Raw genomic sequence first — 12,763 nt, forward strand, 5'->3', positions numbered from 1 at the left:
GGACCCCCTCGAATCCCCACCCCCTTGTGGTCCGGCTCACTGCCACCCGTCCGGAGAGGCCTCGGGGGCCGTGCGGCGGAGCCCGTCACGGGGCCGGAGCAGGGGAGTCCACCGCGGGGCCGACGTAGCGGAATGGTCACTTCCGTGCCACAGCGCGCCGACGGCGCTTGAACCAGCCTTGGCACGTACATGACCCTTGATCGTGACGGCGCCCGCCCTCCCACGGGGGAGAGGGCGGGCGTCGTCACCATGCCTCACGAGGCGGAAGGGCTACGTCACCGTGAGGTGGAGTACGTCCTCCAGGAACGGGATCCGCAGCCAGGGCGCCGGCTGGACCATGAGCGCGAGCAGCACGATCAGGCCGCCCATCACCCCGTACGTGATCATGTCGGTGAAGCGGGAGCGGACGGCCAGCATGCCGACGGACGGCAGCACCCGGCGCATCGCCGCGCCCGTGAGCAGCGCGGCCCCGACCAGGATCGCCCCCACCCGGAAGGCCTGCGGGAACGGGTCCGTGCCCACCACGAGCAGGCCGAGCCCGGCGAGCACGAGGACGGTGAGCAGCGGCCACTGACGCGCGGGCGCCGGGGCGTCGCCGGGGGCCGCCCGGCCGCCGCCCTCGGGGCGCGCGGTGTCGGTGGTGAGCCTCCGCCGGGGACTGCCCGTCGCCCCGGCGTCGGGCGCACCCGACGCCCCGTCCGGGTTCTCGGGCGCGCCCGGGGTCCCGGAGCTCACGTCAGAGCGCCGCGGCCGCGCGCTCGGCGGCCTCGACGACGTTGACGAGCAGCTGGGCACGGGTCATCGGGCCCACGCCGCCGGGGTTCGGGGAGATCCAGGCGGCGACCTCGGCGACGCCCGGGTCGACGTCGCCGACGATCTTGCCTTCGCCGTTGCGGGAGACGCCGACGTCGAGGACGGCCGCGCCCGGCTTCACGTCCTCGGGCTTGATCAGGTGCGGTACGCCGGCCGCCGCGACGATGATGTCCGCGTTGCGCAGGTGCGCCGAGAGGTCCCGGGTGCCGGTGTGGCACTGGGTCACGGTCGCGTTCTCGGAGCGGCGGGTCAGGATGAGCGGCATCGGGCGCCCGATGGTGACACCGCGGCCGACGACGACGACCTCGGCTCCGTTGATCTCCACGCCGTGGGCGCGGAGCAGGGTGACGATGCCGTTCGGCGTGCAGGGCAGCGGCGCGGGCTCGTTGAGGACGAGCCGGCCGAGGTTGGTCGGGTGCAGGCCGTCCGCGTCCTTGGCCGGGTCCATCAGCTCCAGGATGCGGTTCTCGTCGATGCCCTTGGGGAGCGGCAGCTGGACGATGTAGCCGGTGCAGGCCGGGTCCTCGTTGAGCTCCCGCACGACCGCCTCGATCTCCTCCTGGGTGGCGGTGCCCGGCAGGGTGCGCTGGATGGAGGCGAGGCCGACCTCCGCGCAGTCGCGGTGCTTTCCGGCGACGTACTTCTGGCTGGCCGGGTCGTCGCCGACCAGGACGGTGCCCAGGCCGGGCGTGATGCCCTTCTCCTTCAGGGCCGCCACACGGACGGTCAGATCGGACTTGATCGCGGCTGCGGTGGCCTTGCCATCGAGAATCTGGGCGCTCATGGAGACATCCTCCCGGATGACCCCCGCCTTGTTCCAATTCGCTCCCGCGCAGCGGCCGGCGAAGCGGAACGACAGGTTGCATCTGCACAACTCCGCGACATAGCGACTGGACAAAAAGTCGACGTTGCGACGACGATGATCCGCGTAGTACCGCGGAAAGTGCCGGGGGGAATCCGCTCAAATGCCGTGAAGGTCCTCCGCGCGGGCCGCGTCGTCCCCGCACAGAGAAATTCACGGAGGAATCCCGCGATGAGCTTCGGCGATCCGAACAACCCCTACGGCCAGCCGCAGGGACAGCAGCCGGGTTACGGCCAGCCGCAGGGACAGCCGGGGTACGGCTACCCGCAGCAGGCCCCGCAGGGCGTGCCGCCGCAGGGCTACGGCTACCCGGCGGCCCCGCCGGTCTCGCCGTACGGCGGCGGGTACCCGGGCGCGGCCATGGAGATGCCCGGTGGTGTGAAGTCCGCGCGCGTGATGCTGTGGATCATGAGCGCCCTCAACGTGCTCGGCGGCATCGGCGCCATCGCCGTCTCCTTCACCTTCACCAGCGAGCTGGAGAAGCAGGGCGGTCTGTCCGGTGACGAGGAGACCTTCGCGAACCTGGGCCAGGGCATCATGATCGGCGCCGGCGTCATCTCGCTGATCTTCGCGATCCTCGGCATGGTGCTCGCCTCGAAGTTCAAGTCCGGCGGCAACGGCGTCCGTATCGGCGCCATCGTCTGGGCCTCGTTCGCGGTGCTGTTCAGCCTCTTCTCGCTGCCGCTCGGTGTCGTCAGCCTCGCCCTCGGCGTCATGATCATCGTCTTCACGGCGAAGTCGGACGGCTCGGCCTGGTTCAACCGGAACCAGCAGCAGTACTGAGCGTGAACCGGTGAGGGGCGGGATCCACACGGATCCCGCCCCTCACGCATGTCACGGCCCCGGCACGGCGACCGCCGTCACGGCCCCCGCTCGGCGACCGCCGTCACTGCCGCTTCAGGACCGCGAAGCCGTCCGAGCGGTAGGTGATCGCGTACCGCGCCTCCGGATGCAATTGCGAAGCCAGCTGCGCCGGGTCCGACACCTGCTGACCCCAGCCCCGCAGGTCGAAGGCGAGATAGTCCGGCGTGACCCCCTTCGACGTGCCCACCCAGTAGACCCGGCGGTCCGCCGTGAGCTGGGCGAGGAGCGAGACGTCCGCCTCGACGCTCACCCCCTCCGGCACCGCGTCGACCGCCGCCCGCGCCTCCAGGGTCCGGGTGTCCGTCCGGTACGTCTCCGACTTCAGCAGCTCCCGCAGCGGCAGGTTCGCGGCGAGGACGAGCGCGACCGCCGTCGCGACCGGGATCACGACCTTCCCGTACGAGACGAGCCAGGCGCGCGGCGAGGTGCGGACCGCGCGGACGCCGTCCACGAGGGCCAGGAAGACGACCGGCATCAGGATCGCGCTGTAGTGCCAGTGCATGCCCCAGTGGTTGGCGTCCTGGGAGAGGAAGCGCCAGCCGAGGGTCGGCAGGACGAGCAGGACCAGCGGGGACCGCAGGGCGAGGAAGCCGGTGATCGCCAGCAGGTAGAAGACCATCTCCCAGCGCTCGCCGGAGGCGAGGGCGTCGCCGATCACCTGCCCGAAGGAGGTGTCGGCGCCCGTGCCGGTCTTCTCGATCTTCGACCAGTAGTCGTACTGCCCGAGCTTGCTCGCCGCCGGGATCAGGACGAGGACCGTCAGCGCGAAGGCCGCCACGCCGAAGCCGGCCAGGGCCGCGCCCAGCCGCTTCCGCCCCTTCAGGAAGAGGACCGCGCCGACCATCGCGACGGTGAGCCCCATGTCCTCCTTGACCAGGACGAGCGGGGCGGACCAGGCGGCGGCCGCGGTCCAGCGCCCGAGGAGCAGCGCCCGGCAGGTCAGGGCGAGCAGCGGGACGGCGAAGGCGATCTCGTGGAAGTCGGACTTGACGGCCTCCTGGAGCCCCCAGGACAGGCCGTACGCGATCGTCAGGCCGATGCCGGCGGCCCGGCTGCCGAGGATCTGCTGGGTGGTGCGGCCGACGACGACGGCGGAGGCGGCGAAGAGCGCGGCCTGCCCGAAGAGCAGGGAGACCGGCGAGGGCCAGATCCAGTACAGCGGCGCGAGCAGCGCGGTGACGGGGCTGAAGTGGTCGCCGAGTATGGGGAAGCCGGGGCCCTTGATGTCGACGACGGGGGCCCGGAACTCGGCGTACGCCCGGACCGACTGCCCGAAGATCCCGAGGTCCCAGGAGGGCGTGCGGAAGTGCGCGTACTGCACCCAGGAGTACAGGAAGTACAGGCCGCACAGGACGCCCGCGAGGATCAGGTACGGACGGATCGGGGCCGGGGAGAGGCCGTCGGACGGCTCCGCGTGGGTGGACTCCGCAGCGGGCCTGTTCAGTACGTCCAACACCACGTCCCCCACTACCGGCGGCCGACAAAAGAGCAACCCATTAGACCAGAGTCCACCCGTTCGGCGGATCTGTGGCAGCCGGCCCCCACGACCCCGGCCCTACACGCCACGCCGCGGCTCCGTACCCGGACGGTGACGTTCTGCATTCGTTTATCGGAGCTTCCTAGCCTGACCCCCGCAGACCTCGGGGAAAGGAAGCGTCATGTACAGCATCATCGTGGTGCCCGCACACGCCGCGGACCCCGGAAGCCAGGTCAGGCTGGCGCCCGGCGAAAGACTCCATTTCGGCCGCACCACCCCGTACGACCCCGGCCCCACCACCCCTCGCACGGCCGGCGAACGGCGTCGTCATCTGGACATCCCCCACCCCGGGGTGTCCCGCACCGCCGGAGAGATCGGCGCGACGGCGAGCTACTGGACCCTCAGCAACTTCAGCACGGCCTCGACCTATGTCGTCGAGAACCCGGAGGGCGCCGGGGAACACATCAAGATCGCGCCGGGGCGGGTCGACGCCCCGGTGCCGTTCGAGTTCTCGCGGGTCGTCCTGCCGGCCGGCGGCGACCTGCTCGACTTCGGCGTCTGGGCACCCCGCCACGACTACGTGGAGTGCGCGCAGACCGCCGGCGAGGGCGAGCCGACCGCGCTCGCCTTCCCCCTCGACCGCACCAAGCGCTACTTCCTCGTCCTCGCCGCCCTCTGCGAGTCCCGCCTGCGCGGCGCCCCGCACGCGCCGCTGCCGACGGTCGAGCAGATCGTGGGCCGGCTGCGCCCGCTGTGGCCGGCGGTGAACCGCGCCTCCGTCCAGTGGAACATCGACTACCTGGCCGTGAAGTTACGGCTCAAGCCGGGGCCCGAGGCGCCCGACGGGGGCCCGCGCCTCAACGGCAAGAAGGAGTCCCTGGTCTCCCTCGCCCTCCGCTTCGACCTGGTCCGCGAGGACGACCTGTCGACCCTGGCGGAGGTGGCGAGATGACCGCCTTCCCCCTGACCGTGCCGGTCGGCTACCGGATCGGCGACTGGGTCGTGGAGCGCCCGCTCGGCGCGGGAGCCTTCGGCAGCGTCTACGCGGCACGCCACCTCGACGCCTCCGCGTCCCCCGCCCGGGCCGCCCTCAAGTTCCTGCCGACGGGCACCCGCACCCCGCGCCAGCTGCGCCACCTCCGCGACCTCGCCGAGCGCGAGGTGGAGCTCCTCAGCCGGCTCCGCTCGCCCCGCCTGATCCGGCTGTACGAGACCCTCACCGTCGACGACCCGGCGCACCCGGAGCTGGACGGCGCCACCGTCCTCGTACTGGAGGAGGCGGAGCGCCCGCTCCAGTCGCTCCTCTCCCGGAACGCCGGGCCGCCCCCGTCAGGACCCGCGCTGCTCGTCCAGATCTGCGAGGGCCTGCACCAGCTGCACACGGCGGGCTGGGTGCACGGCGACCTCAAGCCGGCCAACGTGCTGCTGATGAAGGACGGCACCGTCCGGCTCGGCGACTTCAGCACGGCGAGCGAGCTGGAGGGCAGTCACGCCTACGCCTCCGGCTTCGCCACACCCGACTACACCCCGCCCGAGCTGCTCTGGTCGGAAGTCGGCGACCGGGGCGCCCGGATCCGCCCCAGCTCCGACGTGTGGGCCTTCGGTGTGCTCGCCCACCTCGTCCTGACCGGCTCCTCCCCGCTGTCCGGCGGCACGCCGACCGCCCGCCGGGACGCCACCCTGCGCTACGCGCGCGGTGAGGAGGAACTCCGCCTCTCCCCCGAGCTCCCGGAAACCTGGCGGGAGATCGTCACGGACTGCCTGAGCCGCACCCACGAGGAGCGGGCCGCCCACGACGCGGCGTCCCTTCTCCGCCGGGTCCGGGAGGCGGCCGCGGGCCGGATGCCCCGCCGCCGCGGACGGCTCGTCCCGCTCCTCGCCGTGTCCCTCGCCGTGCTGACGGCGGCGGGCTTCGGCCTGAACTCCCTGCGCGAGGAACCGGGCGGGACCACCGCCACGAAGAACACCGACGTGAGGAACACCGATGTGAAGACCACCGCGGCCGGGTACGAGCGCTGCGCCCCGGGCAACGTCTGCTTCTTCTCGGAGGCGGGCGGCCGGGGCGAGATGTGCGACTGGCTGAACGACGATCCCGAGTGGTTCGACGGCGACACGATCTGCAGCTGGGCCCGGACACGGACGCCCCGCTCGGTCTTCAACAACGGCTCCGCCGACCCCAAGGGCTTCGTCCACGTCGCCTACTTCGCGGAGAAGAACCTGAAGGGCGGCCTGGGCTGCATCCCGCAGGGCGCGCGCCGCGACCTCACCCTCGACCGGCCGATCGCCTCGCACACCTGGGCCAAGACCTGCTGAGCCCTGACCTGGGGCGTCGCGTGCCCGAAGCGCTGCCCTAGGAGTTACGAGGTACCCCGCGGCCGGTGGCGGCCGCATGGTGTGACTGCGCCGCGGACGGGCGGCGCAGTCACCAGGGGGGGCCGACGATGAAGCACCTGCTCGTGCGCGCGGTCACGGTCGTCGCCGTCGTCGCGGCGGTGACGACCGGCTGCTCGCGACCGGACACCGCCGCCGCCCCGCCGGAGCGGGAGCTGACGCAGGCCGAGCAGCTGCGGATCTCGGACGCCGACGAGGTGCTGATCAAGCAGTGCATGAACCGGGCCGGCTTCTCGTACTGGACGAGCCCCCGGTACAGCCTGGAGGAGAGCCGCGAGCCCGGCTACGTCAACGACGACGTCGAGTGGGCGCGGAAGCACGGTTACGGCAGCCGGATCGCGGCCGCGGCCGACCGGTACCGGCGGACGAATCCGAACGGCACGTACCGCACGGGCCTCTCCGCCGAGCGCCGCGAGGCCTACGACGAGGCGCTGGACGGCGGCCGCCGGGCCAGGATCCTCAGCGCGAAGCTCCCCGGCGGCACGGCGACCGTCCGCAAACGGCTCGGCGGCTGTTCCGAAGAGGCCGAGCGGAAGCTGTACGGGGACCCGGACGCCTGGTTCCGGGCCGACAAGGCCGTCACCAATCTGCAGCCCCTGTACGTCCCCGAGATCCTGCGGGACAAGCGGTTCACGACCGCCCTCGCGGGCTGGGCGGCCTGCATGCGACGGGCCGGCCACGCCTACCCCGACCCCACGGCCGCACGGGACGCCGCGGCCCGTGTGCGGGACTTCGCGAGCGAGACCCGCACCGCGGTCGCCGAGGCCCGCTGCGCCCGCGAGACCTCGCTGGCCACCGTGGCCCGCGAGCGCCAGACGCACTACCTGAACGCCCTGCGCGCCACGTACGGCGAGGAGCTCGACACCCATCGCCGACTCCAGCGCGGGGCCTACGAGCGGGCTGCCGGGATCACCGGCGCCCGGGTCTGAAGGACCCACCGGCACCACCCATCGCACCACCCACCCTCACCACCCACCGAAGGAGCGAACCATGCGCAAGATCGGTATGTCCGTCGCCGCCCTCGGCCTCGCGGTCGCAGGCCTCGTCGCCCCCGCCACGGCGGCCCAGGCATCGACCTCGGGCACGGCGAGCAACCACTGCAACGACATCTGGCCGGGCCGGAACGGCAACGTGTACGCCTACGACAGCACGTACTGCTACGGCTACCTCGGCGCCGCCGCCGGCAACGACTCCGACTGGAACGCGTCGGGCGGCGGCTTCTCCGGCGCGTGGGACAGGGCCGAGTCCGTCATCAACGCCGGCTACACCGGCAGCTACTCCATCGTGAAGTTCTCCTACCTCACGAACTACGGCGGCGGCTACAACTGCCTGAAGGCCGAGGAGTTCTTCGTCGACAACCTCTCGCGGAACACCTTCAGCGACGGCAACAACATGGCCAACAACATCCGGTCCCACCAGTGGGTGAACTCCTGTGACCGCTGGATGAGCTGAGCCGAACGACGGAGGGCCCGCCGGTACGTGCGTACCGGCGGGCCCTCCGTCTTATGCCACCTGGATCAGTGGAAGAAGTGGCGCGTGCCCGTGAAGTACATCGTCACGCCCGCCTTCTTCGCCGCCTCGACGACGAGCTCGTCGCGCATCGAGCCACCCGGCTGGACGACCGCCTTCACACCGGCGGCCGTGAGGATCTCCAGGCCGTCGGGGAAGGGGAAGAAGGCGTCCGAGGCGGCGTAGGAACCGCGCGCCCGCTCCTCGCCCGCCCGCTCGACGGCCAGCTTCGCGGAGTCGACGCGGTTGACCTGGCCCATGCCGACGCCGACCGAGGCGCCGTCCTTGGCGAGCAGGATCGCGTTGGACTTGACCGCGCGGCAGGCCTTCCAGGCGAAGGCGAGCTCGGCGAGCTCCTCGGCGGAGAGCGCCTCGCCGGTCGCGAGGGTCCAGTTCGCCGGGTCGTCGCCCTCGGCCTGGAGGCGGTCGGTGACCTGGAGGAGGGCACCGCCGTCGATCGGCTTGACCTCGACCGGGTTGGCCGGGGCGCCCTCGGCCTTCAGGACGCGGATGTTCTTCTTCTTGGCGAGGATCTCGACCGCGCCGTCCTCGTAGCCGGGGGCCACGATGACCTCGGTGAAGATCTCGGCGACCTGCTCGGCCATCGCGACGGAGACCGGGCGGTTGACGGCGATGACGCCGCCGAACGCGGACAGCGGGTCGCAGGCGTGCGCCTTGCGGTGGGCCTCGGCGACGTCGGCGCCGACCGCGATGCCGCACGGGTTGGCGTGCTTGATGATCGCGACGCAGGGCTCGGAGTGGTCGTACGCGGCCCGGCGCGCGGCGTCGGTGTCCGTGTAGTTGTTGTACGACATCTCCTTGCCGTGCAGCTGCTCCGCCTCGGCCAGGCCGCCCGTGCCGTCGACGTACAGCGCGGCGCCCTGGTGCGGGTTCTCGCCGTAGCGCAGGACGTTCTGGCGCTCGTAAGTGGCGCCCAGGAAGTCCGGGAAGCCGGAGTCGTCGGCGGCCGCGTAGTCGTCGGCGAACCAGGAGGCCACGGCCACGTCGTACGCGGCGGTGTGCTGGAAGGCCTCGGCTGCGAGCCGCTTGCGGGCGGTCAGGTCGAAGCCGCCCGCCTTGACGGCCGCGAGGACGTCGGCGTACCGCTCCGGGCTGGTGACGATCGCGACCGACGGGTGGTTCTTGGCCGCGGCGCGGACCATCGACGGGCCGCCGATGTCGATCTGCTCGACGCACTCGTCCGGGGTGGCGCCGGAGGCGACCGTCTCGCGGAACGGGTAGAGGTTCACGACGACCAGGTCGAAGGGCTCCACGCCGAGCTCGGCGAGCTGCGCGCGGTGCGACTCCAGGCGCAGGTCGGCGAGGATGCCGGCGTGCACGCGCGGGTGGAGGGTCTTGACGCGCCCGTCGAGGCACTCGGGGAAGCCGGTCAGCTCCTCGACCTTGGTGACCGGGACCCCGGCCGCGGCGATCTTCCCGGCGGTGGAGCCGGTGGAGACGAGCTCGACACCGGCCTCGTGCAGACCGCGGGCCAGCTCCTCGAGCCCCGTCTTGTCGTAGACGCTGACCAGCGCGCGGCGGATGGGCTTAACGGTGTCCGTGTTCACCGACATGAACCTTTCGTCCCTCAATGCGGTAGCCGTGCCGGGCGAGACGCCCCACGACGTCGACGAGCAGCGAGCGCTCGACTTCCTTGATGCGCTCGTGCAGAGCGGCTTCATCGTCCTCGTCCCGCACCTCGACCACGCCCTGGGCGATGATCGGGCCGGTGTCGACACCGTCGTCGACGAAGTGGACGGTGCATCCGGTGACCTTCGCGCCGTAGGCGAGGGCGTCACGCACCCCGTGGGCACCGGGAAAACTGGGGAGGAGCGCCGGGTGGGTGTTGACGACCCGGCCGCCGAAGCGGGCGAGGAACTCCTTGCCGACGATCTTCATGAAACCCGCCGAGACGACGAGGTCCGGCTCGTACGCCGCGGTGGCCTCGGTCAGCGCGCGGTCCCACTCCTCGCGGGTCGCGTGGTCCTTCACCTTGCACACGAAGGTGGGGAGACCGGCGCGCTCCGCACGCTCCAGACCCACGATGTTCTCGCGGTCGGCGCCGACGGCGACGATCTCCGCGCCGTAGCCCTCGGGGTCGGCGGCGATCGCGTCGAGCAGGGCCTGGAGGTTCGTGCCGGAGCCGGAGACCAGGACGACGAGGCGGGCGGCAGCCACTGGGTCACTCTTTCCGTGGTGTTTGTGCGGTCGTACGAACGAATCGTGCCCCTCGATACGGGGAACCCTACGAATGGCTCGACCGTCAGCAACGATACCGGCACACGGGACGGCCCCCACGGGACGGGGGCGGAGCAGGGCGGTAGCGTCAGGGTCCGACGCCAGCAAGGGCCGTGGGTGCGGCCGCGGTCACGACGACAGAGGGAAGACGTTCAGCAGATGCCGGAACGCCAGTCCACGGACGACAACAACCCGTTCGCGCCGCCGCCCGAGGGCCGGCCGGATCAGCCGTGGCAGCCGCGGCGACCGGAGGGCTCGGACGACGACACGTCCGGCACCCCGGACTCGTCGGGGCCGTCCGACGGCCGCTGGAGCCCGCGCCAGCCGGGCCCCTCCCAGGACGGCTTCGGCCGGGGGCCGGAGCGCCGCGGAGGCGGGCCGGAGGGCGGCCCGGGGCAGGGCGGGCCCGGGAAGGGCCCGGGGATGCGCTGGGACCCGACGGACCCGGCCCAGCGACGGGCGCGGTACGCGATCCTCGCGGGCATGTGGGCCTTCTTCTTCGCGATCTTCGAGATCCCGGAGCTGGCGCTGCTGCTCGGCGCCCTCGGTCTCTACTGGGCCATCAGCTCGCTGCGCAGCAAGCCGAGGACGGCCGCGGAACTGTCGTCGACATCACAGCCGCCGTCGCCGTCCCCGACCCCTGCGGCTCCCTCCGAGGGGCAGCCGGCGGGGGCGTCCGCCGCGATCGCCCCGCTCCGCTCGATGCGGACGGCGGCGATCAGCGGTCTCGTCGCGGCGAGCCTGGCCCTGATGATCGTCGCGGTGGGCTTCACCATGCAGCTCGTCTACCGCGACTTCTACGAGTGCCGCGACGACGCCCTGACCCACGCGGGCCAGCTGGCCTGCAACGACCTCCTGCCGAAGCCGCTGCGCGCGGGCTTCGGGGTGCGGGAGTAGTCCCCTACTGGTCGGGGGCCGGCTTCTGGTCGACGGGGGGTTTCTGGTCGATGGGGGGTTTCTGGTCGATGGGGGGCGGCGGCAGGGAGGGTTCCCAGGCCGCCGGAAGGTAGTCGTACGGCTCGAAGCCCGGGTCGCCGAAGGGGTCGCCGATCGGGTCGGTGTACGCGTCTGCGTACGGGCCGGTGTACGCGTCTGCGTACGGGCCGGTGTACGCGTCTGCGTACGGGCCGGTGTACGCGTCTGTGTACGGGCCGGTGGACGCGTCGCCCGCGGGGTCCCGCCCCGTGCTGCCGGCCTCCGGGGCCACCGGCGCGTCCACCGTCTTGGGCGCGGCGGCCTCCGGCCGGGGCTCCGCGGTGCCGGAGGGGGCCCCGGCGGGCACGGCGACCGCCGCCACGGGGGCCGGCGCGGGCTTCGGCCTCAGGGAGCGCGGCACCCGGCGGCCCCAGGCCCGTACCCCCAGCGCCACCGGAACCCCCACGCAGACCCCCCACAGCACCGCGGCCGCGCCGGCCTGCCACCACACCGGGCCGAACGCCGAGAGCCGACCGGTGCCGAGCGGGCCGCCTGCCGCGCCCGCCAGGACGGCGACGACCGCCCCGCACCCCCAGGCCGCGCCGAGCGCCGTCAGGGCCGCCTCCCGGGCCGCCCAGCTCCGCGCCGCCCGGCCCACGCGGCCGCCCTGCACCACCGCCGCGGCCAGCGGGACCGCGGCGGTCGCCCAGTGGACCCAGGTGCCGCGCCCCTCGGCCGGCAGCGCGGCCAGGAGCGGGAAGGGCGGCACGGTCGGATCGCCGACGAGGCCCAGGGGCGTCGCGAGCGCGCCCGTACCGAGGGTGAAGCCCGGCCCGAGGCCGTACGCCGCTCCCCAGACGGCCATGTTCGGCAGCAGCGCGAGGACGAGCAGCAGGACCGTCACCCGACCGGACCACTCCCCCGCGAGGCCCTCGAACGAGGCCTGTGCCCGGCCCGCGTGCCAGGCCAGCGAGACCGCCGCGGCGACCGCGCCGCCGCCGAGCAGCGTCAGGGTCCCGAGCCCCGCGGCGCGCAGGGCGGCGGCCGCCTGCCGCTGCCCCGGCAACGGGCGGCCGAGCGCCGTCCAGACGCCCGCGCCCGCCGCGCCGGTGACGACGGCGGGCAGCCAGAGGCCTGCCGTGAGCAGGTCGGCGGGGAGCGGGCCGCTCTCGCTGTAGACCACGACGGCGGCCGCGACCAGCAGGTATCCCCCGGCGACGGCGGCGACGGCGCCGCCCGGGGAGGGGCGCGGCCGGGCGCCGTCGTCGCCCGGGTCGAGGGTGTCGCGGGCGGTCCGGTGGACGAGCCAGACGGGCAGGGCGACGAGGAGCAGCGGGACGATGCCGAGGGGCGCGGGCAGGCCCGAGAGCGTGTCCGTGCGGACCAGGTCCACGCCGTGCGCGAGCAGCCAGATCCCGGCGGCGACGTGCAGGGCGCCGGCGGGACCGCTGTCGGGGTACGGGGAGCTGATCCAGGCCACGATCACCAGGACCGCGAGGGCGCCGAGACCGAGCCCGGCGGCGACCCCGCCCCGGACACAGGCGGTGGCGAGCGCGGCGGAACGGCCGCCCTGGACCAGGGGGTGCTCGGTCACATGGGTCACGGGGTCATGCTCCCAACGACACGCGCTTTTGCCGCGTAACAGGCAAACCTCCGTTGTGTCGCTCAAGATACGTTTATGTACTTTTCCGCCC

At 72.9% G+C, this 12,763-nt stretch carries 12 protein-coding genes; 6 read left to right on the plus strand and 6 right to left on the minus strand.

Annotated elements, in window-relative coordinates:
- Positions 1-270 precede the first annotated feature (270 nt).
- Together ACF07V_RS02170 and ACF07V_RS02175 are read right to left on the minus strand one after the other, a co-directional pair.
- Positions 271-795: a DUF3017 domain-containing protein gene (locus ACF07V_RS02170; protein WP_392150982.1), complete on the minus strand. Its 525-nt coding sequence runs from the start codon at positions 793-795 to the stop codon at positions 271-273.
- Complete coding sequence (locus ACF07V_RS02175) at positions 737-1,597, minus strand: bifunctional methylenetetrahydrofolate dehydrogenase/methenyltetrahydrofolate cyclohydrolase (RefSeq protein ID WP_362653660.1); 861 nt, start codon at positions 1,595-1,597, stop codon at positions 737-739. Before ACF07V_RS02175 ends, ACF07V_RS02170 begins: the two co-directional genes overlap by 59 nt.
- 249 nt (positions 1,598-1,846) lie before the next feature.
- Between ACF07V_RS02175 and ACF07V_RS02180 the strand changes: the two genes are divergently transcribed.
- Positions 1,847-2,458 carry a hypothetical protein gene (locus tag ACF07V_RS02180; protein ID WP_392150983.1) on the plus strand — a complete coding sequence of 204 codons (612 nt, stop codon included), beginning with the start codon at positions 1,847-1,849 and terminating at the stop codon, positions 2,456-2,458.
- Between the two features lie 103 nt (positions 2,459-2,561).
- On the opposite strand, the gene ACF07V_RS02185 is transcribed toward ACF07V_RS02180, so the two are convergent.
- Positions 2,562-3,995: a DUF2079 domain-containing protein gene (locus tag ACF07V_RS02185; protein WP_392150984.1), complete on the minus strand. Its 1,434-nt coding sequence runs from the start codon at positions 3,993-3,995 to the stop codon at positions 2,562-2,564.
- Between the two features lie 202 nt (positions 3,996-4,197).
- Between ACF07V_RS02185 and ACF07V_RS02190 the strand changes: the two genes are divergently transcribed.
- From ACF07V_RS02190 to ACF07V_RS02205, 4 genes are all read left to right on the plus strand, one after another.
- Entirely contained in the window at positions 4,198-4,968 is a 771-nt protein-coding gene (locus ACF07V_RS02190) for an FHA domain-containing protein (RefSeq protein ID WP_392150985.1), read from the plus strand.
- Positions 4,965-6,329 carry a protein kinase gene (locus ACF07V_RS02195; RefSeq protein WP_392150986.1) on the plus strand — a complete coding sequence of 455 codons (1,365 nt, stop codon included), beginning with the start codon at positions 4,965-4,967 and terminating at the stop codon, positions 6,327-6,329. The genes ACF07V_RS02190 and ACF07V_RS02195 overlap by 4 nt, the downstream gene beginning before the upstream one ends.
- Positions 6,330-6,457: 128 nt before the next feature.
- Positions 6,458-7,336, plus strand: coding sequence for a hypothetical protein (locus tag ACF07V_RS02200; RefSeq protein ID WP_392150987.1), 879 nt, complete (start codon positions 6,458-6,460; stop codon positions 7,334-7,336).
- A gap of 61 nt (positions 7,337-7,397) precedes the next feature.
- Complete coding sequence (locus tag ACF07V_RS02205; protein WP_392150988.1) at positions 7,398-7,859, plus strand: hypothetical protein; 462 nt, start codon at positions 7,398-7,400, stop codon at positions 7,857-7,859.
- Positions 7,860-7,924: 65 nt separating this feature from the next.
- Here ACF07V_RS02205 and purH read toward each other — a convergent pair whose 3' ends face one another.
- Positions 7,925-9,490: a bifunctional phosphoribosylaminoimidazolecarboxamide formyltransferase/IMP cyclohydrolase gene (gene purH, locus ACF07V_RS02210; protein WP_392150989.1), complete on the minus strand. Its 1,566-nt coding sequence runs from the start codon at positions 9,488-9,490 to the stop codon at positions 7,925-7,927.
- A complete protein-coding gene (purN, locus tag ACF07V_RS02215; protein WP_392150990.1) occupies positions 9,465-10,094 on the minus strand; it encodes a phosphoribosylglycinamide formyltransferase in 630 nt (209 codons plus the stop codon). The genes purH and purN overlap by 26 nt, the downstream gene beginning before the upstream one ends.
- A gap of 219 nt (positions 10,095-10,313) precedes the next feature.
- Between purN and ACF07V_RS02220 the strand changes: the two genes are divergently transcribed.
- Positions 10,314-11,051 (plus strand): hypothetical protein, encoded by a 738-nt coding sequence (locus tag ACF07V_RS02220; protein WP_392150991.1) that lies wholly within the window; start codon positions 10,314-10,316, stop codon positions 11,049-11,051.
- Positions 11,052-11,055: 4 nt separating this feature from the next.
- Here the strand turns inward: ACF07V_RS02220 and ACF07V_RS02225 are convergent, their stop codons facing one another.
- Entirely contained in the window at positions 11,056-12,672 is a 1,617-nt protein-coding gene (locus ACF07V_RS02225; RefSeq protein WP_392150992.1) for a DUF6350 family protein, read from the minus strand.
- Positions 12,673-12,763 lie beyond the last annotated feature (91 nt).

The organism is Streptomyces sp. NPDC015661, from assembly GCF_043077765.1.
In the GTDB taxonomy this organism is placed as follows: domain Bacteria; phylum Actinomycetota; class Actinomycetes; order Streptomycetales; family Streptomycetaceae; genus Streptomyces.

Coding starts and splice junctions, on each gene's coding strand:
- ACF07V_RS02175 (WP_362653660.1), bottom strand. CDS start 1,597: ATGAGCGCCCAGATTCTCGATGGCAAGGCCACCGCAGCCGCGATCAAG.
- ACF07V_RS02180 (WP_392150983.1), top strand. CDS start 1,847: ATGAGCTTCGGCGATCCGAACAACCCCTACGGCCAGCCGCAGGGACAG.
- ACF07V_RS02190 (WP_392150985.1), top strand. CDS start 4,198: ATGTACAGCATCATCGTGGTGCCCGCACACGCCGCGGACCCCGGAAGC.
- ACF07V_RS02195 (WP_392150986.1), top strand. CDS start 4,965: ATGACCGCCTTCCCCCTGACCGTGCCGGTCGGCTACCGGATCGGCGAC.
- ACF07V_RS02200 (WP_392150987.1), top strand. CDS start 6,458: ATGAAGCACCTGCTCGTGCGCGCGGTCACGGTCGTCGCCGTCGTCGCG.
- ACF07V_RS02205 (WP_392150988.1), top strand. CDS start 7,398: ATGCGCAAGATCGGTATGTCCGTCGCCGCCCTCGGCCTCGCGGTCGCA.
- purH (WP_392150989.1), bottom strand. CDS start 9,490: ATGTCGGTGAACACGGACACCGTTAAGCCCATCCGCCGCGCGCTGGTC.
- ACF07V_RS02220 (WP_392150991.1), top strand. CDS start 10,314: ATGCCGGAACGCCAGTCCACGGACGACAACAACCCGTTCGCGCCGCCG.